Source organism: Pseudomonas sp., assembly GCF_036404235.1.
Classification (GTDB): Bacteria; Pseudomonadota; Gammaproteobacteria; order Pseudomonadales; family Pseudomonadaceae; genus Aquipseudomonas.
Genome location: NZ_DASWOT010000015.1, coordinates 1 through 24,505, shown reverse-complemented (window position 1 = coordinate 24,505; position 24,505 = coordinate 1). Strand labels below are relative to the sequence as shown.

Below are 24,505 nucleotides of genomic sequence, written 5' to 3'. Positions count from 1 at the left end.
AACAACACTGGCCGCTATAGGGCGGCCAGTGTGGCAATGCTAACGACAAACGTCGCAGATTAACGGTGACGCCAATTACGGTTATTTTTGCGATGACCATAGGCGTGACCACGCGGGCCATGACCCTGACGATAATCCCGGCGATCACCGCGATAACTGCGGTTGTCATCGTGACGGCTTTCGTTACCCATGTAGTTGCCCAACGCACCACCCGCGCCACCACCGGCTGCGGCGCCGATCAGGCTGCCGGTGTTGCCGCCGACGCTACGGCCAATCACGTTACCGCCAGCGGCACCCAGGCCGCCACCAATGGCAGCTTCAGTGCGGTTGCGACGATCCGCGCCGACAGCGCCACCTGCCGCACCACCCAGGCCAGCACCAATCGCCGACCCTGTGCTGCCGCCAATTTGCTGACCGACAACAGAACCGAGTACCCCACCTAATGCTCCGCCCACACCTGCTTCGGTGTTCCCGCCCGCTGATGCGAAACCACTGGCAAGCGTGAGTGACAACAACAGAATCGAGGAATACTTCATGTATGGACTCTCGTAGGGATGACGGCGCGATCCTGCAATGCTGTAGGAAATGTCACAATCAAAATCCGACGAGTAACACGACTTGTATACAAAACTCTAAGTTATTGTTTTCTATTAGGAACTTAAGTTGATTTCGACAGTCCTAGACTACTTCACACAGGCCCAAATCAGACGATTCGGGCCTTTTTATTGTGTAGGGTTTATTGCGTGGATTAGGCCGCGAAAAGCGCGCTTTACCCCAAAATCCCGCGCACGATGAAGTACAGCAACGACGGCCCCAGCAGACAACCCAACCCAGTGTGGAAGGTTGCCGTCAACGCGCCATACGGTACCAGCCGCCTATCGGTAGCGGCCAGCCCAGCCGTCACGCCGCTCACCGTCCCGGCGAGACCGCCAAACACCATCGCCGAACGCGGGTTGTCCAGGCCCATCCAGCGTGCAGCCATCGGCGTGCCGACCATCACCAGAATCGCCTTGATCAACCCGGTAGCGATGGATAGCGCCATCACATCCGAGGTCGCGCCCAAGGCTGCACCCGTTACCGGCCCAACGATGTAAGTCACCGCACCCGCGCCAATGGTGGTAATGCTCACCGCGTCGCGGTAGCCAAACGCATACGCCACGCACGACCCGACAATAAAGGGCAGCACGGTGCCCAGAAACAAAGATATTGCGCCAACCAAACCGGCCTTCTTCGCTTCCGTCGCCTGCACCTCAAACGCGGTGGCAACAATGGCGAAGTCACGCAGCATCGCCCCGCCCATCAGGCCAATGCCGGAAAACAGTGCAAGGTCGGCCAGGCCCTTTTGCCCGCCAGTCATCACACCGCCCACCCACGCCAGCACCAAGCCGATGACGATGGCAATAGCCGAGCCATGAATGCGCCCAAACGTCAGGCGCTTGGAGAGCACCACGGAAATCCACATCACCACGCCAACTACCGCAAAGGCAGTCACCAGCCCTTGGCTGATCAAGTCTTTTTGAATGAGATCCCACATATCAGCGGCCTCCCACTGGCGTTACACCGGGGATGATGTCGAGTTCTTCCTTGGGCAGCGGTTCGCCTTTGTTGGTCCGGCTGATCAATGCGATGGTACAGCCGCAGATCACCACGGAGCCAATCGCCGCGATAACCGCAATCGGGCCACCTTTGAGGGCGGTAACGACGTTTTGTTGAGCGGCCATCGCGACCACCACCGGAATGTACATCGCGCCCCAAAAGCCGACGCCCATTTCGCAGCCTTCGCTCATGCCACCGCGTTTTTGCATATAGAGACGCGCGCAGATCAGCAGGATCATCGCGATCCCGACACCGCCCACATTGGATTTGACGCCCAGCAGCACGCCGAGCAGATCACCGAGAATCACCCCCGCGAGGGTGCAAATAGCGAGTAACGCGACACCATAAATAACCATTATCTTTATCCTCAAAGCGCATCGTCGAAGTTGTTGTTGTGTTTGTTCCTTCGAAAGCAGCAGTCGGTTTATGGGTTGCGGTGTTCCTCCTCTCGCGACAGTGCGCTCAGCGTATCCAGCCGAGCGCCCTGGAAGGCGACTGCGGATCCTTGTTCGAAAACCCTGCGCGCCAGGCCCGTCAGAACGGTGCCCGGCGGCAACTCGATTTGCAGCCGCACGCCGCGCTCATAGGCGGTTTGCACGGTACTGCGCCAATCGATGACCCGGCACATATTGAAAGCCAGGTCATCACGCAATTTGTCGGCGCTGGGCACCAGCCTTGCGCTGCTGCCGCTCAGGTAGCGGATACCCGGCGTCTGCACGGTCACTTGACTGAACGCTTCGGCCAGCGCCTTTGCCGGCGCTTCCAGTAGCGCGCAATGGGACGGCACGCTCACCGCCAGGCGCTTGGCCGCAGCAGCACCTTGAGCCTTGGCCAGCGCCGCTACTTGTGCCATCGCGGCATTGCTGCCCGCAATAACGAACTGGTTATCGGCGTTGATGTTGGCCAGATACACCGGCGCTTCGGCACCGTGAACCTCGGCGATCAACTGCTCTACGTGCGCCTGATCCAGACCGATCAACGCGGTCATGCCGTAGCCTTCGGGGTACGCGTCCTGCATCAGCTCGCCACGCAATGCGACTAACCGCACCGCGTCGGCAAACCCCAGCGCGCCTGATATAACGGCGGCCGGATACGCGCCAATCGACAGGCCGCCCACGTAATCCGGGTGGCTGCCTTGCGCCATCAACAGACGCGAACAGGCAACACCCGCAATCAACAAACACAGCTGAACGGCACGCGTGGATTGCAGCGCTTCGGGCGCGTCCAGCAGCAGCACGTCTTCATTGAGCGCATCGCTCGCTTCACGCAAGCACTCGTCGACCAATACCTCGCTCGGCAGGCAATGCAGCATGTTCGGCTGCTGCGCGCCCTGCCCTGGATACACCCAGAAACTGCTCATGCCACGGACTCGAAAGCAGGCCACGGGTTATCCACCAACCGTGCCCCGTCGTCGGCTTTGAGCAATACCTGACGCGACGACCCCGCCCACTCGCGCAACGCCACCGCGCCCATTGGGGTTTGCAATTGCAGGTCTACACGGCAGACCGCATCATCCAGCGCGCCCAGCAAATGTGCGGCAGCTTGGCGATCAAAAAACTGCGGCGTACGCAGGATCAGGTCCAAATCACTGTCCTGATGGAGCGCCGCAATACCACTGGCCAATTCGAAGCCAGCACTTCCAGATACCCCCCACGGCAATTCCAGCACCTCCATCAGCGGACGAACCTGGCGCAAGGCGCGCAACGCCGGCCAGTTGTTGGCGTTGTGTTTGACCGGCCCGACCAGTTGTTCAGGCCGGACCCGACGCCGAATATCAGCCAGTGCCATGACCGTCGCATAACGCTGATCACGCGACCGCCCACGCACGCCCACAGCAACCAGACCAGCAGCGACCCGCTGCCGACGCACCACCACTGGATGGCCGAGGCTGATGGCTTCGATACACCAGTCAGGTGCGTCCTCGGTCAGCGCGAACACCGGCATCCCCCACAACAAATCATGGGGCTGCACAGCCAGGGCGGTGCTCACTTACCACTGCTCCCGCATCAGTTCGCGCACCTTCGAGGAGGCCGCGCGGTTGCGGGCGCCGAGGCGGCTGCTGAGGTCACTGGGCCCGGTCCGTGTGTCCTTGATCGCCGCAACCAGGCAATCGCGAACCCGTGTCAGATCATCCTCAGACGGCTGCTCGATCTGACTCACCGACAATGTTTCCCACAGCAAGCCAAGGCTGGCGTAGCTGTCGATGTCATAGGCCATCGGCGGCACGCTCGCAGCAAGCTTCTCTAGCTCTTCAACGCTTCGCAACGTCACCCGCGCCGCAGAGGCTTTGCCCATTGCGTGAACCATGACGCCTGGATCACGCAGCGCGATCAAGCGATTGGCCTGATAACCGTGAGCCAAAAACGCCCCGGACATCGCCTTGCCCACCAATAAGCCGATCACCGGATGCCCCGCCAAACGTGCGCGAGCATAGCTGTCCACCGCGCCCGCCAATGCCTGGTGAATACCGAGTGCTTCTTCGCGGCGACCGTAGGCCTGACTCGGCACATCGACAATGGCGATCAACGCGCGCTTGTGTTCGCTTTGACGGTCACGCTCAATGGCGGCGTCCACAGCTTTCGCCAGAGCCCAGCCTTCGAGCAGGCCGACTTCGCCGTTTTGCGCGCGAGGGAAACGGTTTTCAGGGTCAGCGACCACGGCCAGAAAACGCACCGTTTGTTCGCCCAGTTGGCCATCTGCCGCTTTCACCGAAGCCGGTAAGCCCACCACTTGCGCTGCGCCAGCACTGAGCGCCTTGAACCAGTTCAGCCCACGGGTTGAATAAGTGCTCATGGTTGCTCTCCCTGATACAGGTTGCGAACGGTGGCGGGATCAATCTGCGGCCCCGTGTCCAGACGCGCCAAGCGTTGCAGAAACCACTCGTACTGACCGCTGCGTTGGGTTTTTGGTATGCCCTGGAGCAGCAGCGTTTGGACCTGTTGCTCAATCGCTTGAATGTCATCGGCGACGAACGCGTCCACCAAACCGCTGGCAAAGCGTTGCTCGCCACCGATCAGGCTCCAGATGAAGGGCCTATCGCGTGAGTCGTACTCCTCGATGCCCGCCTCCTGCTCGATCACTTGCGGGCCGTTCAAACCTAAACGTGCTTCCTGGGTGACCACCAAATAACTGCACAAGCCAGCCGCGATGGACATGCCACCAAAGCACCCGACGCTGCCCGCCACCACGCCGATCACCGGCTGATAACGACGCAGATCGACGATGGCGGCATGAATGTCGGCAATCGCCGCCAGGCCCAGGTTGGCCTCCTGCAAACGTACGCCACCGGTTTCCAGCAGCAGCACCGCTGCGGTCGGGATGCCTTTGCGGTTGTCTTGGGCAGCCAGCTCTAACGCACTGGCCATTTTTGCGCCGCCGACTTCGCCCATGCTGCCGCCCTGAAAACCGCCTTCGATGGCGCAAATAACCACCGGCCTTCCGACAATGGAGCCTTTGGCGATGATCACGCCGTCGTCTGCCTGAGGCACGACGCCTTGCTGCGCCAACCAGGGCGACATCATGCGGGCGAACGGGTCGAGCAGTTCGCGGAAACTACCGTCATCCAACAACGCTTGCGCGCGCTGCCGAGCACCGAGTTCGACGAAGCTGTGCTGCCGCAACAATCGGGCGCTGTCAGTCATGGCCGATCTCCTCGAAACCTTGCTCCAGGCGCAAACGGACGACGCCTGGCGTAGCGCCGAAGTCGTGAATGTCGATACTCATGGCCGGTGGATTTTGGCCATCGAACAGGCGCTCAAACAAATGTTGCCAGCGCGCCGAACTGCCGTTGACCGACGTCACCACCTGGATCGACAGCTTGCCGGGCTGGCCGGGTTCAAGCAGCACTTCCAGATCGCCAGACCCGACGCAGCCCACCAGCGCACGGCCCATAGGGGGCTTGCCAGCGGGAAATTCAAAGGACAAGGTTTGCATGATTAGAAAATCCTCGATTGATCGCCGAGCGCAGGCTCAAGGCAATCGATGAACAGGCAAGCGGCCAGCAAGTCGGCGGCGCCACCGGGCGATGCGTTGAGGCCGAGCAGTTGTTGATCCAGTTCGTGCAGGCAGCGGCGACCGCTGAGGCTGGCACTGCCGCCGACATCCAACACGCGTTGCGCGCCGCTCTGCATCGCCGCCAACCCCTCTGGACCGGCGCGATACAGCACGCAGGTGTCCGAGAGCGTGGTCATGATCGCCAACAGGGCGTCGAGCCGGGCGCTCTGCTCGCCATTGCCAGCAGCGCGGCTGCGATGCAGTTGCGGCAGGCCCCATTGCACGACCGCCGGAAACCCCATTTGCGCCTGCTCCCGAGCGCCCAGTGCGCCATATTTGCGAGCGACCTCGGCGCCATGGCTGCGACTGGGCGCGACCAGGTTGCAGTCGTCGATCAACGCCAGTTTCGCCGCACGCGCGCTCAGACCGTCGGCACTGGGATCATCGGGATTGAGCGCTGCGGCACAGACCAACAAACCCAACGCCCAAATCGCCCCACGATGAGTGTTCACGCCTTGGGTGGTGCGCATCATCGCGGCTTCACCTTCGCGACCGATGCAGCCAACGGCTTCGCGCAATGGCCGACCGATTTCACCCAATTCAATGGCGATTTCTGCCATTGCCTTGTACGCAGGCCACAGCGACAGCGCCGATGCGTGCATCAGGCCCACGTGCAAATCCTGATGCGCGCCGTTGCTACGCCGGTCGACCAGCGCGGGCTTGGGCGACAGATCCGCCTCGTCGATCAGCGCCTCCACCGCCAGATCAGCCAGTTGCTCAGCCAGCGACAGAGTGTGTGGCCTGAGGGGCCGGTGAACGTCGAATACTACGTTGAGGGCGCGCATCACCAGCTCCTGAATTTCGCAGGCGGGTTGTACAAACCACCGGACCACTCCACCAGTTCGGCGATGCTTTTGGCGGCGAGCAATTCGCGGCTGGCGTCGGTGCGACGAATACCCAAATCCTCCGGCAACGCGATCAACCCTTCGCGACGCATGCGCGCCGTGTCTTTGGGGTTATGACGCAGGCCAATTGAGGTGACGCCCGCGACGGCGGCGATCATCTGCTGACGCTCTTCCAGGCTGCGGGCCTTGTACAGATATGCGATGCCTTCTTCGGTGAGCAAGTGAGTGACGTCATCGCCGTAGATCATGATCGGCGCCAACGCCATGCCACTCTTCTTCGCCACGTCCACCGCGTCGAGGGTTTCAACGAAGGTGGGTTTGCCGCCCTCCTGGAACGTCTCGACCATCTGCACGACCAATTTCTTGCCACGCTCAAGGTAAGCGTCGGGGCCATCACCGGTCTGCTGGCGCATGTCGAGCCAGGCGGGCGTGGCGTGGCGACGACCGTGAGGATCGTGGCCCATGTTCGGCGCGCCACCGAAACCGGCGAGCCGACCGCGAGTGACGGTGGATGAATGCCCATCACCATCGACCTGTAACGTCGCGCCGATGAACAGATCCACCGCGTATTGGCCAGCCAGTTGACACATCATTCGGTTGGAGCGCATCGATCCGTCGCGCCCGGTAAAGAACACATCAGGCCGCGCCGCGATGTAGTTCTCCATACCCAATTCAGTGCCGAAGCAATGCACGCTCTGCACCCAGCCGCTTTCGATGGCGGGGATCAATGTGGGGTGCGGGTTGAGCGTCCAGTTGCGGCAGATCTTGCCCTTCAGACCGAGGGACTCGCCGTAGGTCGGTAAAATCAGCTCGATGGCGGCGGTGTTGAAACCGATGCCGTGATTGAGCGACTGCACGTTGTGTTTCTGGTAGATCCCGCGGATCGCCATCATCGCCATCAGCACATGGACCGGCTTGATGTGGCGCGGGTCGCGGGTGAACAACGGCTCGATGTAGAACGGCTTATCGGCCACCACCACGAAATCCACCCATGACGCCGGAATGTCTACCCGAGGCAGGTCGCTGACATCATCCACCAACTCGTTCACTTGCACGATGACGATGCCGTCGCTAAAGGCCGCTGGCTCAATCAGTGCGGGCGTGTCTTCGGTGCTGGCGCCGGTATAGATGTTGCCCGCGCGATCAGCCATGAAACCCGCCGACAGCACGACGTTGGGAATCAAATCCACCAGCAGGCGGGAATAGAGCTCGATGTAGGTATGAATCGCGCCGACTTCCAGCAGGCCATCTTCAAGCAACTGGCTGATGCGCAGACTTTGCGTACCGGCAAACGAGAAATCCAGCTTGCGGGCGATGCCGCGTTCGAACAGGTCCAGGTGCTCGGCGCGACCGACGCTGGGCATGATCATGTGCAGGTCGTGCAGCTTGGCGGGATCAGCCTTGACCAGAGATCGCGAAAGGAAATCCGCCTGCTTCTGGTTGTTGCCCTCCAGCACCACGCGATCACCGGGCGCGACCAACGCCTCCAACGCCGCAACGATCTTATCGGTCGGCAAAACCACGCCATCGGCAAGGGAACGCACCTGTTCGAGCCGCCGCTGCTTTTCGCTGCGACGACGCGACCAGCGCGGGTCGAGTTTCGTTGTTGTTGTCATGCTGACTCCACGAGTTCGCTGTGGAGGTCACCTTAGGAGCGATAGATGGAACGCATCAATCAAGTAAAACGCACAATCGTTACGCCTGGAGTAACGATCAGGTTGGCCAGTTGATTTGATAACGCGTACTGCGACCGCCGCCAGGCAGTTTTTGCAGATAACCCTTCTCCAGTAAATCGGCAAGATGTCGGGTGGCGGTGGCCTTGCTGACCTTAGCGACGGATTGATATTGCGCGGCGCTGATACCGCCCTCGAAACCGGCATCGGGCTTTTCTGAAAGCAGGTCGCCGTCGAGTAACCGATTGAGAACTTTGAGCTGCTCGGTGGACAGTGAATGGTCGCGATGCTGCTGCCAATATCGAGTCTTGGCCAACACCCGATCTATGCGCTGGGTGGCTTTCCCAAAGGTATGCAACAGGGTGTGCAGAAACCAATCCAGCCAGGCCGTGATGTTCAGCCCGCCTTTCTGGGAGCGTTCGAGAATCTGGTAATAGCCCTGGCGGGTAGCAAGAATGCTGGCTGACATGGCGTAGAACCGTATGGACTGGTTTTCGGCCTGCGCCAATGCAAGATCGGTGATGGCTCGGGTCAAGCGACCATTGCCGTCATCGAACGGGTGCAGGGTCACGAACCAGAAGTGCGCGATGCCTGCGCGCAACAGAGGGTCGAGCGTGGCGTCCAATCGGCTATTGTCGAACCAGTAGAAAAAGTCCGACAGCTGCTGCTCAAGCCCTTCACGCGGCGGCGCCTGGAAATGCACCACGGGGCGGTCAAGCCGTCCCGACACCACTTGCATCGGTTCATGCCCGCGTAACTCGCCGACACGCAGGTTTTGACCCAACATCGTTTGCGCAACCGGAAAAAGCAGGCGATGCCAGTGAAGCAGTCGCTCCAGCGTCAGAGGATGTTGATGCTGCTGCGTGGCGTCCAGCATCAACTCGGCCAGACCTTCACTACGGGGGCTGACCCGCTGATCAGCCGCCAGCCCAAGACGCTTTGCCAGCGACGACCTCACCGAGCCCACATTGAGTTGCTCACCTTCAATGGCCGATGAGGTAATGACGTTTTGCAGCAGCGCATCCAATTGCGATTGCGCGCTGGCACCCGCAGCCCCAAGCATGCCCAGCAGACGGCCTTGAGCCTGGGAACAAGCGCGCAGCAATGCGGCCAACTGATCGGCATCCCAGGTAAATGCGGGCCAATTGGGCCGTTGCCATATCCAGTCGTTGGGTGTGTCCACTGAGAGCCTCGGAGCAGCTGAGAGCCGAATAAATGAGCTATTCGGCTCACACAATGAGCCGAATATGGAATTTATTCGGCTCATTGTCCAGAGAACGTGCCCCGCGCATTAATCAGGCGGGAGCGGAAAAACTCAAATCCCCGGCCCTGCCACCTGCACTAACCCCGCATCCACCAGCAACTGCTCCAGCGCCACCAGATTGGGGATCTTCGCCACGGTTTCGCCAACCTGCACAGCGGCCAACTCCAATTCGCCCAATGGAACATCGACATAACTGAGCTGACTGTCGAGCTTGCACGAACGCGGGATGCCTTGGGTCAGCAGCGCGATGAACTTCAGATCCGGGCGACCGCCCAGTGCGTTGAGGATAACGATGCGTGCACGCCCCCCGACAAGTGCGCGGTTGCCGCAGGCGGCTTCGAAACTGAGCAACGGCAAGGTCCGGTGACGCCAGTTGATCGGCCCCATGTACCACTGCGGTGCATCGGGATCGGCAACGCTGTCCTGGTAATCGATCAACTCGGCCACCGCGACGTTGGGCAGCAACAAATCCCGGTCGCTCAACGGCAGCAATAAGCCCGTGAGGGTAGTGAAGCGAGCGGTCTGGCTGGAAGTGTCAGACATGCACATGCCCCCAATACGCGATGCTCTCCAGCAACGCTGCTTCCTGATACGGCTTGCTCATGTAGTCATTCACTCCGACCGCCATCGCGCGGTCGCGGTGTTTCTGGCCGGAGCGCGAAGTGATCATGATGATCGGCAAGTGCTTGAGCGCTTCGTCTGCGCGGATTTTGCTGGCGACTTCGAAGCCGTCCATGCGCGGCATTTCGATATCCAGCAGCATGATGTCCGGCGTGTGCTCTTGTAGCAGCGCCATGGCATCGACGCCGTCTTTGGCGGTCAGCACGTTCATGCCGTTGCGCTCCAGTAAACGGCTGGTGACTTTGCGCACGGTCACCGAATCGTCCACCACCATCACCAGCAGCGGTTTCGCGTGCTCAATCTCCGTGTAGCCAGTCGGTATTTGGCCGCTGGCTTGCAGCGCCAACTGCCGTGCATGAAACCTGCGAATGTGGGCGAACAAATCGAGGATCAACACCACGCGGCCATCGCCGAGAATCGTCGCCCCGGAAATCCCCTGCACACCAGCGAACGGCGCACCCAGGTTTTTCACCACGATCTCGCGCGATCCCGCCAGGGCATCCACTTGCACCGCCAGCCATTGGTCATGTACATGCACCAACAACACGGGCAGCGGTTGAGTCTGACCAATCAGTTTTGGCGGCTGGCTATTGCTGAGCAATTCACCCAGATAACGTAATTCATAGGTGCGATCGCCATAGTGGTAACGCGGCGGACTGATCTGATAATAGGCCTCCAGCTCACCGGGCAGCACGCGCACGATGCCTTCGATACTGTTCAGCGGTATGGCGTACTGTTCTTCGCCGCACTGCACCATCAGCGCCTGATTGACCGACACCGAGAACGGCAGACGAATCTGGAAGCGCGCACCCTCCCCTGATTTCGAATCGATCACCATTGAGCCACCCAGCTCCTGGACCTCTGCGTGGACCACGTCCATGCCGACGCCTCGTCCGGAAATCTGGGTAATGGTTTCAGCCGTGGAGAACCCGGCCTGCAGGATGAATTGCAGCGTGTCGTAGTCGCTCAGCTCGGCATTCGGACCGATCATTCCGCGTTTGACCGCCTTGCGCCGCACCGCGTCAAAGTCGACACCGGCGCCGTCGTCGCTCATGTCGATGACGATATCGCCACCCTCATGGGTCAGGCTCAGCGTTATGTGCCCGGTCTCCGGCTTACCGGCTTCGAGCCGTTTTTCAGTGCTTTCAAGCCCATGATCGATGGCGTTGCGCAGCATGTGCTCCAGCGGCGCGACCATGCGCTCAAGCACGTTGCGGTCCATCTCACCTTCAGCATTGATGACGTCGAACTGCACCTTCTTATTCAGTTCGGCGGACACCTGCCGCACGATGCGACGCAGGCGCGGCAACATACGCTCCAAGGGCACCATGCGCGTACGCATCAGGCTTTCCTGCAGTTCGGTATTGACCCGCGCCTGCTGCTGCAACAGGGTTTGAGCGTCAAGAGCACGCGTGTCGAGGGTTTGTTTCAGGTCCATCAAATCTGACGCGGACTCAAACAGCGCGCGTGACAGTTGCTGCAACTGAGAATGACGGTCCATTTCCAGCGGGTCGAACTCTTCGTAGTCCAGACGCTCCACCTGCGTTTGATCGTGACTGAGGATTCGCCCCTGGGTTTCGATGTCCAGACGCCGCAATTGATCGCGCATCCGTTCGATAGTGGTTTCCATCTCCGCCAGCGTCACCTGCGCATCGCTGACCTGTTGTTCGATACGCCCACGGAAGATCGAAGTTTCGCCCGCCAGATTAACCAGGCCCTCCAACTGCTCGGCCGGGACCTTGACCGTTTCCGGGCCGGATCGCTCGGCATCTGCTTCCGCTGTCAGAGGTTGCGCCGCAAGATCGGTGGGTAACGGCACGACAGTCTGCGCTTGGACCGGCTTATTCACCGCATCATGCACACCCTCGCCAGCCACGTACTGGCGAATGCTCTCGATCAGCAATGCCGGATTGGGCAGCGTCTCATGACTGCGAACAGCATCGAGCATGTCGGCCAGCATGTCGTGACCACTTTGCAGCAGGCCATAGAGCACTGCGCTGTTTTCTTTGAGGCCACCAGCGGCAAGACTTTCGTAAAGCGATTCCAACTCATGAGCCAAGTCGCCAATCGGGGCGACTTCTACCATCCGCGCACCACCTTTGAGGGTGTGCAGGTCACGCAGCAGGTTTTCCACTTCCAGGGTGCTGTGCGGATCGGCCTGCCAGCGCACCAGCGCGGCCCCAGAGCTTTCGATGATGTCGTAGCCTTCTTCGAGAAAGATCTCCAACAACTCGGGATCGCGCTCGTCGAGACGCTGGATCATCGACTCGACATTACGTGCAGGTGGCGCTTGTGCCTCGCTCACCTGCACGTAGCAATTGTTCTGACGAAAACCACGAATGGCTTCGATCAATGACTCAGACGCGGTCAATGGCTTATGGTTTTGCAGTTGCTCAAGCATCAACGCCAGATGAGCGTGACTGCTCAACAGCAGTTCTCCCAGTTGAGGGTTATAGCTGCAACGCCGGTCGATCAGGCATTCATAGAGCAACTCCAGCTCATGACCAAGATCCGCGACGGGCTCGATTTCAGCCATCCGAGCACCGCCCTTGAGCGTGTGCAAGTCACGCTGCAACGAAGACAGCGGCATGGGGTTATCCGGGTCGCACAGCCAACGCTGCAAGGCCTGGCCTGCGCTATCAAGAATGTCCACGGCCTCTTCGAGAAAGATCTCGGCGATTTCCTGGTCCGCGTCGTCTCGCGAATCATGTGCTATCTGCTTTTCTGGCTCAGACTCTACAGCCGCCAGATCAGTGATACTCAGCGTGCCATCGCCCGTAGTTTTGATTACACCCATCGCACCAGGATCAAGCGCCTCATCGAGCAACTCACGCAGGGCGCGAATACGCTCGGGGCAAGGCTCGACTTGCTGATTGGCCGCCACCTGGTCAAGCATATTGATGAGCGCTTCATGAGCGTTTTCTGCCTCGTGAAAGAAGCGCTCGCTAACCCCCAGGCTGCTTTCTTCCACTGCGCCGTACAGGTCCAGCAGGGCCTCGCACAGCTCATCCACTTGCGGCAGGTCAGCCATGTGCGCGCCATGCCCGAGCATGGTCAGTTCATCCAGCAATGCGGTCAGTTCCTGGCGCTCGCCGGGGTGCTGTCGCCAGCGTTTGAGCAGGCTTTCGGCGTCGAGCAGGATGTCCATCCCTTCAGCCAAAAACGTCTCGATCAACTTTGGATCGCGGCGCGCGCGCAAACCGTTGTCGGCGGCGCTCATGGCTGCCGCCATGCGCTCGTCCAGCAATGCGCGCGCGGACTCAATCAACTGCGCGGCACCGGCGATGGGCATCAACGGATCGTCATCCAACTGCGCCAGCCCGGCGCGCAAAAGCGGTTCGCTGGCACGCAGCAGTTCAATTTCGGACTCGGCCACGTCAATCTGATTGGTCTTGAACTCACGCACCAGTTGGTCTAACGGACTGGCCAACTCAGCAATCGGCAACACGCCAGCCATGTAAGCGCTACCTTTGAGCGTGTGCAGGGCGCGCAGCAGTTCATCGCTAAACCTCAGTGAATCGACCTCGTGCGTTGAGTCAAGAAAGCGCCTGAGTGTTTCAAGATGGGTCTGGGCTTCCTGACGAAAAATCTCCAGCAGTTGCGGATCGAAACCTTCTTCTGCCACGTCGCTCGGCGCAGCCTCAATAACGGACTCGTGATCAGCCATCGCGTCCTCGTCCGGCGCCTGCTCGCCCCTGGACAGCGCATGAGCCCGCGCCGCCAATACGTCTACATCGTCACGCTGGCGTTGCACATCTTCGGCGAAATCGCGGATCACGTCCGGCAGCAACACCTGCACGTCGGCCAGTAGCTGCCGCACGCCTGGCCCAGGTTCGACACTGCCTTCCAGCACGCGATTGAGCAGGTTCTCCACCGACCACGCCAGCTCACCAAGAATTAACGCCCGGACCATCCGGCCGCTGCCTTTGAGTGTGTGGAAAGCCCGGCGAATCTCGGTCAGCGCCGGAAGGTCGTCGGTATCGGCGAACCAGCGCGGCAGATACCGGTGCAGCTCGGCGAGCATTTCATCGGTTTCTTCAAGGAATACGTCGCGCAGTTCGTCATCCACCGCCTCCTCGCCTTTGGGTGGCGGCAGCAGGCTGGTCGGAATGTGGCGTGCAGGCGGATTGACTGCCGATACTGGGCGGGCCAGCACTTGGGCGATCGTCTGGGTGGGGCTGACCAAGGCTTGACGCGAGCGCAGCTCAAGCATTTCCTGATCGCTGATGACCTCTTCCAGGACCGGAAGATCGACGGCGCCCGTGGTCGGCAAATAGCCCAGATTCGCCAGGCTTTCCTGAGCCATGTCCAAAGCGCGTTCGCCTGGCGCTTCGGGGTCCTCAGCCATACGTTCGAGGTAATACTCGACGCCAGTGATGGCTTGCGCGAGGCTGTCGAGCTGTTCTTGAGCCGGACGACCTTCTTCGACCAACAGATGCTCAAGAATGTAGTCGTTGCACGCCGAGAGCAAACCGGACGCACGCGCCAGCGGAATCATCGCCAACGCGCCACGCACTTGCAGCAGCAACGCCGACAAGGGCTCCAGCCGCTCACGATCCCATTGGCCGTCGATGTAATCGACGATCACATCCTTGGCTTGCTGCAGCACGACGCGGGCTTCCTTGATCACCAGTTGATGGATCTGGCTCAGGTCTGTGGTCGGCAAGCGGCTTTCTTCGCGGCGGCTCTGGTTGACCGTTCCGGCCATGCCCGCCAGCGTCGCTTCAACGTAAAGTAAGGCACCCGCGACATCCATCAAAGCAGAGTCGCTCGGTTCACGCTGGCCTTGCGCTAACCCTTGCACCACGGCCAGTTGATCGATGATTACTTTGCGCGGCTGACCGAAACCCAACACCGCAAGCGTGTCAGCGATCTGTCGTAACGGCGGTAACAGCGCACTGAGTTCGCTGAGGTGTTGACGGTCGCCGCGCACAAAGACATCCAGCCGCTCTTTGGTTTTTACCAGCTCCTCACACAGCGCAACAATTACCGAACGCATCGCATCGCGATCAGGACCGTCCATTCGCGCGTTCTCTTCATCGACCAACGCGCTGTGCGGCAGGGCTTCGTCGAGCCCGTATTGATCCCTCAGATCAATCATTTTCTGAGCCTGACTGTCGGACTTGGCGATGTAGAACAACAGGCTTTTTAGCAATTCGTCCGGCGCCGGTTGGTTAATGCCGGCAATACCTTGATCAAGCAAGCGCTTGAGCTCTTTGTCAGCGTCCTTGAACAGGCTGCGCAATGCCGGGCTGTTGGCAAAGTTGCCGCTGGCCATGGTTTCCACCAGCGCCGAGGTAATGCGCCACAGCGGCCCAAGAGGGGCGTCTTTGCACAGCAACTCAAGCCGGGCGAACACTTTGGTCATGTAACCCAATTGCTTTTGCAGGTCCTGCTCGCGCAACAGACCGACCAGTGCGGTCTGCAAGGTCTGACGCAACTTGCGCAGTAATCCTGGCAACTCAGGCGTGTCGCGCTGGGCCAATGTATCGGCGTCAAGCTGCGGGACGGTCTGCAATTGCGGGGCAAACAGGCTGGTTTCCGACAGCAGACTTTCGCCCCGGGCGCTGCGCAGGTCATTGAGCAACGGCAGCACCGCCAATGGCAGATCGCGACGCGCAGAATGAATGCGGTCCAGATACACCGGCAGTTGAGTCAACGCCAGGGTCAGCAGTTGGACGGCTTCGGCGTGCTGGCTGACGCGATCCTGTTGCAGTGCCAACGCCAGTTGTTCGATTTCTTCGGCTAACAGCGCTGCGCCGTAGAACTCGATCATTTGCAGGCTGCCATGGACCTGATGAATGGCGTCCAGGCAGTGCTCCATGGCCGTCGAGTCATCCGGGCTTGCGACAAAGGTTTCCAGTGCCTGCCTGGCCTGCATTAGGGTTTCGGCTATCTCGCCCTTGACCCACTCCAGGGCCACATAGTCGTGCCGATCAGCCATGATGATTCCACCCATTACCCAAGGCTTGAATGTTCGGTTCGCACATTGCTGGAGCGATCAATGCTGATCTCGAATCGGCAAGGTGAAACCGGACACCGAGCGACGCATCTCGCTGGCCATCTTCGCCAAATTGCCCATGCTCTGTGCCGTGGCCGCCGTGCCTGACGTGGTTTGCGTGGTGGTTTGCTGGATCACCGTCATGGTTTCGGAGATCTGCTGACCCAATGCGGCCTGCTGTTGTGCAGCGTTGGTGATGCTTTCGATCAAGGCCGCCAGGACCTTGGACACCCCTTCGATTTCTTCCAGGGCAACGCCAGCATCCTGCGCCAATCGGGCGCCGCGCACCACTTCAGTGGTCGTTTGCTCCATGGAAATAACCGCTTCATTGGTGTCGTTCTGAATCGCCCGCACCAAGGTTTCGATCTGTTTGGTCGCCGACGATGAGCGCTCGGCCAACCGCTGTACTTCGTCGGCCACAACAGCAAAACCGCGACCGGCATCGCCGGCCATCGTGGCCTGAATCGCCGCGTTCAGGGCGAGAATGTTGGTTTGGTCGGCAATGTCGTCGATCAGGCTGACAATATCGCCGATTTCTTGAGAAGACTCGCCAAGCCGCTTGATGCGCTTTGAGGTGTCTTGAATCTGCTCGCGAATGTTGTCCATGCCGTTGATGGTGTTATGCACCACCTGATTGCCCTTGTTGGCGATGGCAACGGAGCGCTCGGCCACCGAGGAAGACTCCGACGCATTGACCGACACCTGATCGATGGACGCCGACATATCGTGGATGGCGTTCGACGCGGCGGCGATCTGCAACGCCTGGTGTTCCGATGCGGCGGCCAACTGGGTCGCCGTGGTCTGCGTATCCTTGACTGCGCCGAACACCTGCTCGGCGGTGAGGTTGATGGTCGCCACCAACTCGCGCAACTGGTCGATGGAGTAGTTGATGGAGTCGGCAATCGCGCCGGTGAAGTCTTCGGTCACCGAGGCGGCAACCGTCAGGTCGCCGTCGGCCAGGTCCTCGATTTCATCCAGCAATCGCATGATTGCGGTTTGGTTACGCTCGTTCTTTTCAGCCGTTTCGCGCAGTTCGCGGTTGGTTTCGCGGACCATCACCAGACCAATCAAAATGATCGATGCCAGCGCCAACAGGCCGAGTACGTAGCCGCCGTAACTGTACAGCACGCGCCCGCCGGCCATGTGTTCGAAACTGTTGGCGAGTTCGGATGCTTCGTCGAGCAAGGTTTGCGACAGGTTGAAAATGTTGCTGGCCGCCTCGCGAACCTCAAGCAGTTCCGGCGAGGTCTCCAGAATTTCATCGACCGATCCCGACACGAACTGGAAAAGCTCGGCAATTTCGGCCAGACGTGCTCGTGCTTCGCGGTCCTCGACCTGAGCGATTTTGCCGCTGGCGTTGCCCTCAAGCATGCCGCTCAGCACGCGGCCAAACTGGTTGGCGTCACGGCCAAACGCGTCGGCGGCCTGAACCGCGGTTTCGTCACCGGAAAGCACGGTGTTCACAGCGCCGAGAATGCGCTCGGCAAGCAACGACTGGCGCTGGGCCAGCGCAACCTGACTGGCGGGCGCGCGATTTTGCAGCAGGATATCGACGACCTTCTCGGACTCAATCTGCAACTGCGGAATGGTTTCGGCCAAGGTCGCGGCCACTTGGTGCAGCGACAATACGGTCTGCTCGCGGGACAGGATCACGTCGGTGCTTTTGCGCAGGTTTTCCCAATCGGCCTGTACCGCCTTGAGTTCGCCCCCGATGTTGTCGGGTGCTGCTGGCAGGCCAGTACTCTTGTCGCCTTTCTTCAAATGTTGCCAGCGCAGGTCGAAATCGTTGCGCGCGTCGGCCAGCAATTTGAATGCCTCAGCCTTCCCAGCGGCGGCTTCGCTGGCGTTTTTGGCGATGCGCTGCGACAGCACCCGCAACTCGCCCGCATGGCCGATGTACTGCTTGTCGTAGTTCGACTGCGTACTCAGGTAGGCGAAGTTGACGAACAACAACATGATGAAAATGATCAACGCCACGAACAGCGCAAGGATCTGTGATCGGCTGCGCGCGCCTTCGAGTGATTTGCCGGTCTTACTCATTAATCAGGCCCCCGCCTGGACCCACTGCAATCGAGTGTTGGGAAAATCCGAACACATCATCGACGCGCTGTATCACAGCGCCACATCCATAAAGCCCGGCGATAACACCAATGTTTTGGGACTGAACACCAGCCAGGCCTCTTCACGCAGGAACTGCCCCTGCACGAAAGCTGCGATATTGGCCTCGCAAGTGCCAGGCGTTTCGGGCATCAGGCTACGCTCATTGAAATGCTGCACGCCCAACACTTCATCGACCAGCAACCCGGCGAACACATCCTGGTGCTCGATCACCAAGACGCGACGTTGCTTACGCAGGGGTGACAGTTCATGGCCGAAAAAGGCGCACAGGTCCATGATCGGCAGTAATCGCCCACGCAGGTTAGCGACACCTTTGATCCACGGCTTCACGCCCGGCAAAGCCGCGTAACGAGGCTCATGCAGAATTTCGCCGACTTCTCCCATGGGCGCGACATAAGAATGTGCGCCCATGCGAAAGCCGATGCCGCTCCAACCTTGCTGGCGGGTCTCCTGCAACGGCAGACCCGCCGCAAGTGAGCGGCATCGCTGGTCGATATCGAGCAGCAGTTGAAAGGCGGTTTGTGACTGAGCCATGCGAGCCTGCCAGCGATCAGCCCGCAAGAACTGCGTTCAGGGTTTTTATCAGTGTGTCTTCATCCACCGGCTTGGTCAGGTAATCCCGCGCGCCCTGGCGTTTGCCCCAAACCTTGTCGGTTTCCTGATCCTTGGTGGTGATCATGATCACCGGAATCATGTTGGTGTCAGCGTCTTTGGTCAGCTGGCGAGTGGCCTGAAAGCCATTGAGACCGGGCATGACGATGTCCATCAAGACGGCGTCGGGCTTCTCCTGACGCGCAAGGGCCACACCGTCGGCGCCGTTTTCGGCTTTCAGGACTTCGTGACCGTGCTTCTCGAGCATGCCGGTCAACTTGTACATTTCGGTCGGCGAGTCGTCGACGATCAGAATTCGAGCCATGGTGCTTCCCCATAGGAACAGCCGCCCATTATCAATGGGTCGGTATCAAGATAGTTGTTGTTCTACTGCGACGAAACCTGGCACATGCGCCTTGATCGCGCCCAGCAGTTCTTCCTTGCTAAAAGGCTTGGTCAAAAACTGGTCGGAGCCAACGATTCGGCCCTTCGCTTTATCGAACAATCCGTCCCTGGAGGACAGCATGATCACCGGTGTTGATTTAAAAGCCCGGTTGTTCTTGATCAGTGCACAGGTTTGATACCCGTCCAAACGCGGCATCATGATGTCGACAAAGATGATGCGCGGATGGTTATCGGCGATCTTTGCCAACGCGTCAAAACCGTCGATGGCGGTAATGACCTCGCACCCAACACTCTTGAGCAGCGTCTCGGCGGTACGACGAATCGTGCGCGAATCGTCGATGACCATCACTTTCAATGGGACTGAATGCTGTTCCATGTCTGCTTTACCATCGCCGCGGCGAATCAGGTGGGTCGCGTTGCGCCGGGTGCCTGGTACGGGTCGGGATCGTTAACCCTCCGTATTGACGGGTTAAAGGCAAGAGGCAAGAAGCCAAATGCCGAGCCTTTTTAGCACACTCTCCACATGCAATCCATAAAGCGTGTGCCATGCGCTTGCCCCTTGACCCCGAGCCAGCACAGCGCCACCCTGACGCCTATTTTCAGGCCATAGCGGCCATTACCGACCAGAGGATATTGCCCATGAGCGTTCGCCTAGGGATTGTCATGGACCCCATCGAGCTTATCTCCTATAAAAAGGACAGCTCGCTGGCCATGCTCCTTGCAGCGCAAGCGCGCGGATGGTCGCTGTTCTACATGGAGCAGCACGACCTCTATCAGAACGCCGGCCAAGCCCGCGCGCGGATGAAGCCACTGAAAGTATTTGCCGACCCTGCCCACTGGTTTGAGCTGCAAGCCGAAGTCGACAACGGCCTGGACGATCTGGACGTGATCCTGATGCGTAAGGACCCGCCGTTCGACATGGAGTTCGTTTACTCCACGTACCTGTTGGAACAGGCCGAACGCGCAGGCGTGCTGGTCGTCAACAAACCGCAAAGCCTGCGCGACTGCAACGAAAAGCTGTTCGCCACGTTGTTCCCGCAATGCACGCCGCCGACGCTGGTCAGCCGCCGCGCGGACATCCTGCGCGAATTCGCCGCCACGCACGGCGATGTGATCCTCAAGCCGCTGGACGGCATGGGCGGCGCATCGATCTTCCGTCACCGCGCCGAAGACCCAAACCTGTCGGTGATTCTGGAAACCCTGACCAACCACGGCCATCAGCAAATCATGGCCCAGGCCTATCTGCCTGCAATCAAGGACGGCGACAAGCGCATCCTGATGGTCGATGGCGAACCCGTGCCGTATTGCCTGGCGCGTATTCCTGCCGCCGGCGAAACCCGTGGCAATCTCGCTGCCGGTGGGCGTGGTGAGGCGCGCCCGCTGACGGATCGTGATCGCTGGATCGCCGCTGAAATCGGCCCGACCCTGCGTGAAAAAGGCCTATTGTTCGTAGGTCTTGACGTAATCGGCGAGCATTTGACCGAAATCAACGTCACCAGCCCGACGTGCATCCGCGAGATCGACAACGCGTTCGGCACCGATATCGGTGGGATGTTGATGGATGTGATTCAGAAAAAGCTGGATGCCAGGTAAAACGACAAGCCCTGTCTAGCAGAGGCCTGTCGTCCAGTCGCCGCGTTGTTGCGCGGCAAACTGGACCTTGTTGCAACGAGTTGCCTGCCATGGCGTCAGTTCAGACGCCATGAACCTCAACTGTTGGGCAACAACCGACACGTAATGCTTTTGATATACCGCGTTTCGGCAATCGCCGGGTGAACGGGGTGGTCCGGGCCTTGGCCGCCGCGTTCGAGCAACTGAATGTTGCGGTCCAGGTGGCGAGCGCTGGTGAGCAGGATGTTTTGCAGGTCGTCCTCCGGCAGGTGCATGGAGCACGATGCGCTGATCAGAATGCCGTCTTTGCTGAGCAGGCGCATGGCTTGCTCGTTCAGGCGGCGGTACGCGCCTTCGCCGTTTTTCAGGTCTTTCTTACGTTTGATGAACGCCGGTGGATCAGCCACGATCACGTCGAAACGTTCTTCGCCGGCTTTCAGCTCTTTGAGCGCTTCAAACACATCGCCTTCGATGCACGCGACCTTATCAGTGAAGCCGTTCAGCGCCGCGTTGCGCTCCACGCCGTCCAGCGCGAAGGACGACGCATCGACACAGGTCACGTCGCTGGCGCCAAAGGCCGCAGCTTGCACGCCCCAGCCGCCGATATAACTGAAGAGATCCAGCACGCGCTTGCCTTTGACGTACGGCGCCAGACGCGCGCGGTTCATGCGGTGGTCGTAGAACCAGCCGGTCTTTTGGCCTTCCATGACCGGCGCTTCGAACTTCACGCCGTTCTCTTCCAGCGCAACCCACTCCGGAACCAGACCAAACGCGGTTTCAACGTAGCGGTTCAGGCCTTCGGCATCGCGCGCGGCTGAGTCATTTTTGAGCAGGATGCCACTGGGCTTGAGTACCTGAATCAGTGCCGCCAGAACCTCGTCCTTGTGCTGTTCCATGGTCGCGGAGGCCAGTTGCACCACCAGAATATCGCCGAAACGATCGACCACCAGCCCCGGCAGCAAGTCGGAGTCGCCAAAGACAAGGCGATAAAACGGCTTGTCGAACAGACGATCACGCAGGGACAGCGCGACGTTCAGGCGATGAACCAGCAGTGATTTATCCAGCGGCAACTTGATGTCGCGCGACAGCAGGCGGGCGCAGATCAGATTGTTGGGGCTCAGGGCGACGATGCCCAACGGCTTGCCGCCAGCGGCTTCCAGAATGGCCTGAGCGCCCGGAGCAAAGCCATTGAGTGGCGTGGCGGCAACGTCGATTTCGTTGCTGTAGATCCACAGGTGACCGGCGCGCAGGCGACGGTCGGCGTTGGCTTTGAGGCGCAAGCTGGGCAGGGACATGACGTCGCTCCGGAAAAAAGAGCGGGATTATAGCGCGTGATCCCGGCTCGGGGCCGTGATCAATTGAATTAAACGGCTAGCGGTCGATTGTCCTAAGCTGAGGGTCAGGTGAAGTCTCAGCGCTGTCCTTCAGCGGTTGTCGAAGCATGGGCGGTAGAGGTTAGAATCGCCCCCTGACCTTGAGTGTGCATTTATGTCCCAAGAACTAACTTCCGAGCAGATCCAGCAAGCGTTGCAAGGCATTAGCGTTCCGCCCCAACCGCAAATCATGGTGGATTTGCAGATGGAACAGTACATGCCCGATCCTGATCTGGGAGTCATCGCCAGGTTGATCGCGCAGGACCCTGGTCTTTCCGGGGCGCTGCTGAAGATCGTCAACTCAGCTCATTACGGCTTGGCCAACAAGATCGCCTCGATCCAACGCGCCGTGAATCTATTGGGCAGCCGGTCGGTCATCAACCTGATTAACGCGCAGTCGATCAAAAGCGAGATGAGCGACGAAACCATCGTCGTGCTCAACCGTTTCTGGGATAACGCTCAGGACGTGGCAATGACCAGTCTGACGCTGGCCAAGCGCGTCGGCTCGCAAACTGTAGACGAATCCTACGCGCTGGGTCTGTTCCACGACTGCGGTATTCCGCTGATGCTCAAGCGTTTTCCGGAGTACATGAGTGTGCTGGAAGAGGCATATGCCAAGGCCAGTCCAGATACCCGGGTTGTCGACACCGAGAACCGGATGCTGAACACCAATCACGCGGTTGTTGGTTATTTCACTGCCAAATCGTGGCGCTTACCTGAACATGTCAGCAATGCCATTGCCAACCACCATAACGCGCTGGTGATCTTTCAGGATGAGTCGGGCCGCAACGCACCACTGAAGAACCTGCTGGCGATCTTGAAAATGGCCGAGCATATTTGCTCGTCCCATCGTGTGTTGGGCAACCAGACTATCGATCATGAGTGGAACAGCATTGGTCATCTGATTCTGGATTACGTCGGTCTGTCTGATTACGATTTCGAAAATCTTAAAGAAAGCGTTCGCGAGCTGAGCGCGCACTGATCCTGCTTGCCATTTCGCCTCCATCGAGCTGCCCATGCCTGAGTTACCTGAAGTCGAAACCACGCGCCGCGGCATTGCACCGCATCTGGAAGGCCAGCGCGTCAGCCGGGTGATCGTGCGCGAACGCCGTCTGCGTTGGCCGATCCCCGAAGATCTGGATGCGCGCTTGTCTGGGCAGAAGATCGTGGTGGTGGAACGGCGCGCCAAATACCTGCTGATCCAGGCGCAAGTCGGGACCCTGATCAGCCATTTAGGCATGTCCGGTAATTTGCGCATGGTGGAGGCCGGGCTGCCGGCGCTCAAACATGAGCACGTGGACATCGAGCTGGAGTCGGGCCTGGCGCTGCGCTACACCGACCCTCGGCGATTTGGCGCGATGCTCTGGAGCCTTGACCCGCACAACCATGAATTATTGCTGCGTCTGGGCCCGGAGCCGTTGACCGAGCTGTTCGACGGCCTGCGCTTGTATAAGCTGTCACGCGGGCGCTCCATGGCCGTCAAGCCATTCATCATGGACAACGCTGTGGTGGTCGGGGTGGGTAACATCTACGCAACCGAAGCGCTGTTCGCGGCGGGCATTGACCCCAGGCGCGAGGCGAAAAGCATCTCAAAGGCGCGCTATTTGAAGCTTGCCGTTGAAATCAAGCGCATCCTGGCTGCCGCCATCGAACGCGGCGGCACCACGTTGCGCGACTTCATCGGCGGCGATGGACAACCCGGGTATTTCCAGCAGGAACTGTTTGCCTACGGACGAGGCGGTCAGCCGTGCAAGGTCTGCGGCACGGAGTTGCGGGAGGTCAAGCTGGGGCAGCGGGCAAGTGTTTATTGCCCCAAGTGTCAGAAGTGATACTGGATAGACAGGCGAATAATCTGGTCTGTCTCTTCTGCACGAGATTGCCGCCGTTTCCTGCACTGTTCTCTACTTGCACAAGCCCAATCCCTGTTTATAGTGAGCAACATCACTTTCCGCCGAGCCTGAAGGATCACGCCATGAGCCCGTTTCGTATTCTCGCTGCCACACTGGCGTTGTTTTTCGGCTTGCAGATGACGCCAGCCTTCGCGCAAACCGAAGCCACGGGAAGTGGCGATCCGGTGTACCAGATACAGAACCCGCCTGCTTTTGCCATGATTGGTGACCTGATCGTCGCCCGGCCTCTTCTTATCGCAGCAACCATCATCGGTGCAGGCCTGTTCGTCATCGCATCGCCCTTCGCGGCTGCGGGCGGCAATCTCGGGGCCACTGGCAAAGCGTTAGTTGTCGACCCCGGAAAGGCCGCTTTCGTTCGATGCCTGGGCTGCACGACAAGCGGTTACGGCAAACAGGACTAACCTGCCTGGTTGTGCTCAGCGCACATCAGGCCGAAACACCGTT

At 59.6% G+C, this 24,505-nt stretch carries 22 protein-coding genes; 4 read left to right on the top strand and 18 right to left on the bottom strand.

The annotated features are described in order from the left end of the window. Positions 1 to 59: 59 nt before the first annotated feature. The 17 genes from VGC62_RS01815 to pilG form a co-directional block, all read right to left on the bottom strand. Positions 60 to 536 carry a YMGG-like glycine zipper-containing protein gene (locus VGC62_RS01815; RefSeq protein ID WP_331185396.1) on the bottom strand — a complete coding sequence of 159 codons (477 nt, stop codon included), beginning with the start codon at positions 534 to 536 and terminating at the stop codon, positions 60 to 62. A gap of 233 nt (positions 537 to 769) precedes the next feature. Then, complete coding sequence (gene madM / locus VGC62_RS01810; RefSeq protein WP_331185395.1) at positions 770 to 1,534, bottom strand: malonate transporter subunit MadM; 765 nt, start codon at positions 1,532 to 1,534, stop codon at positions 770 to 772. A gap of 1 nt (position 1,535) precedes the next feature. Beyond that, on the bottom strand, positions 1,536 to 1,952 hold the full coding sequence (madL, locus tag VGC62_RS01805) for a malonate transporter subunit MadL (protein ID WP_331185394.1): 417 nt from the start codon (positions 1,950 to 1,952) through the stop codon (positions 1,536 to 1,538). 68 nt (positions 1,953 to 2,020) lie between these two features. After that, positions 2,021 to 2,956, bottom strand: coding sequence for a malonate decarboxylase subunit epsilon (gene mdcH, locus VGC62_RS01800; RefSeq protein WP_331185393.1), 936 nt, complete (start codon positions 2,954 to 2,956; stop codon positions 2,021 to 2,023). Further along, the gene (locus VGC62_RS01795; protein ID WP_331185392.1) at positions 2,953 to 3,585 is read right to left on the bottom strand and encodes a malonate decarboxylase holo-ACP synthase; all 633 of its coding nucleotides are present in this window, start codon (positions 3,583 to 3,585) and stop codon (positions 2,953 to 2,955) included. The genes mdcH and VGC62_RS01795 overlap by 4 nt, the downstream gene beginning before the upstream one ends. Beyond that, on the bottom strand, positions 3,586 to 4,389 hold the full coding sequence (mdcE, locus tag VGC62_RS01790; RefSeq protein WP_331185391.1) for a biotin-independent malonate decarboxylase subunit gamma: 804 nt from the start codon (positions 4,387 to 4,389) through the stop codon (positions 3,586 to 3,588). Continuing rightward, complete coding sequence (locus tag VGC62_RS01785) at positions 4,386 to 5,237, bottom strand: biotin-independent malonate decarboxylase subunit beta (protein WP_331185390.1); 852 nt, start codon at positions 5,235 to 5,237, stop codon at positions 4,386 to 4,388. Before VGC62_RS01785 ends, mdcE begins: the two co-directional genes overlap by 4 nt. Beyond that, on the bottom strand, positions 5,230 to 5,529 hold the full coding sequence (locus tag VGC62_RS01780; RefSeq protein WP_331185389.1) for a malonate decarboxylase subunit delta: 300 nt from the start codon (positions 5,527 to 5,529) through the stop codon (positions 5,230 to 5,232). Before VGC62_RS01780 ends, VGC62_RS01785 begins: the two co-directional genes overlap by 8 nt. A gap of 2 nt (positions 5,530 to 5,531) precedes the next feature. Next, entirely contained in the window at positions 5,532 to 6,434 is a 903-nt protein-coding gene (locus tag VGC62_RS01775; RefSeq protein ID WP_331185388.1) for a triphosphoribosyl-dephospho-CoA synthase, read from the bottom strand. After that, a complete protein-coding gene (gene mdcA / locus VGC62_RS01770) occupies positions 6,434 to 8,110 on the bottom strand; it encodes a malonate decarboxylase subunit alpha (protein ID WP_331185387.1) in 1,677 nt (558 codons plus the stop codon). Before mdcA ends, VGC62_RS01775 begins: the two co-directional genes overlap by 1 nt. Before the next feature lie 97 nt (positions 8,111 to 8,207). Further along, the gene (locus tag VGC62_RS01765) at positions 8,208 to 9,350 is read right to left on the bottom strand and encodes a Fic family protein (protein ID WP_331185386.1); all 1,143 of its coding nucleotides are present in this window, start codon (positions 9,348 to 9,350) and stop codon (positions 8,208 to 8,210) included. Between the two features lie 132 nt (positions 9,351 to 9,482). Then, entirely contained in the window at positions 9,483 to 9,974 is a 492-nt protein-coding gene (locus tag VGC62_RS01760; protein WP_331185385.1) for a chemotaxis protein CheW, read from the bottom strand. Beyond that, positions 9,967 to 15,996, bottom strand: a complete 6,030-nt coding sequence (locus VGC62_RS01755) for an Hpt domain-containing protein (protein ID WP_331185384.1) — start codon at positions 15,994 to 15,996, stop codon at positions 9,967 to 9,969. The genes VGC62_RS01760 and VGC62_RS01755 overlap by 8 nt, the downstream gene beginning before the upstream one ends. A 57-nt stretch (positions 15,997 to 16,053) precedes the next feature. After that, the gene (locus tag VGC62_RS01750; protein WP_331185383.1) at positions 16,054 to 18,093 is read right to left on the bottom strand and encodes a methyl-accepting chemotaxis protein; all 2,040 of its coding nucleotides are present in this window, start codon (positions 18,091 to 18,093) and stop codon (positions 16,054 to 16,056) included. Between the two features lie 72 nt (positions 18,094 to 18,165). Then, positions 18,166 to 18,705 carry a chemotaxis protein CheW gene (locus tag VGC62_RS01745; protein ID WP_331185382.1) on the bottom strand — a complete coding sequence of 180 codons (540 nt, stop codon included), beginning with the start codon at positions 18,703 to 18,705 and terminating at the stop codon, positions 18,166 to 18,168. Positions 18,706 to 18,721: 16 nt separating this feature from the next. Beyond that, complete coding sequence (pilH, locus tag VGC62_RS01740) at positions 18,722 to 19,087, bottom strand: twitching motility response regulator PilH (protein WP_331185381.1); 366 nt, start codon at positions 19,085 to 19,087, stop codon at positions 18,722 to 18,724. Between the two features lie 45 nt (positions 19,088 to 19,132). Beyond that, positions 19,133 to 19,543: a twitching motility response regulator PilG gene (gene pilG, locus VGC62_RS01735; protein ID WP_331185380.1), complete on the bottom strand. Its 411-nt coding sequence runs from the start codon at positions 19,541 to 19,543 to the stop codon at positions 19,133 to 19,135. A 263-nt stretch (positions 19,544 to 19,806) separates the two neighbouring features. Between pilG and gshB the strand changes: the two genes are divergently transcribed. Further along, positions 19,807 to 20,760: a glutathione synthase gene (gene gshB / locus VGC62_RS01730; protein ID WP_331185379.1), complete on the top strand. Its 954-nt coding sequence runs from the start codon at positions 19,807 to 19,809 to the stop codon at positions 20,758 to 20,760. A 116-nt stretch (positions 20,761 to 20,876) separates the two neighbouring features. On the opposite strand, the gene VGC62_RS01725 is transcribed toward gshB, so the two are convergent. After that, positions 20,877 to 22,073 (bottom strand): class I SAM-dependent rRNA methyltransferase, encoded by a 1,197-nt coding sequence (locus VGC62_RS01725; RefSeq protein WP_331185378.1) that lies wholly within the window; start codon positions 22,071 to 22,073, stop codon positions 20,877 to 20,879. A gap of 193 nt (positions 22,074 to 22,266) precedes the next feature. Between VGC62_RS01725 and VGC62_RS01720 the strand changes: the two genes are divergently transcribed. The 3 genes from VGC62_RS01720 to VGC62_RS01710 all read left to right on the top strand — a co-directional run bounded on the left by VGC62_RS01720 (position 22,267) and on the right by VGC62_RS01710 (position 24,462). After that, a complete protein-coding gene (locus VGC62_RS01720) occupies positions 22,267 to 23,133 on the top strand; it encodes an HDOD domain-containing protein (RefSeq protein WP_331185377.1) in 867 nt (288 codons plus the stop codon). Between the two features lie 34 nt (positions 23,134 to 23,167). After that, positions 23,168 to 23,980: a bifunctional DNA-formamidopyrimidine glycosylase/DNA-(apurinic or apyrimidinic site) lyase gene (gene mutM / locus VGC62_RS01715; RefSeq protein ID WP_331185376.1), complete on the top strand. Its 813-nt coding sequence runs from the start codon at positions 23,168 to 23,170 to the stop codon at positions 23,978 to 23,980. A 143-nt stretch (positions 23,981 to 24,123) separates the two neighbouring features. Beyond that, complete coding sequence (locus VGC62_RS01710) at positions 24,124 to 24,462, top strand: multidrug transporter (protein WP_331185375.1); 339 nt, start codon at positions 24,124 to 24,126, stop codon at positions 24,460 to 24,462. The last annotated feature ends 43 nt before the right edge of the window (positions 24,463 to 24,505 follow it).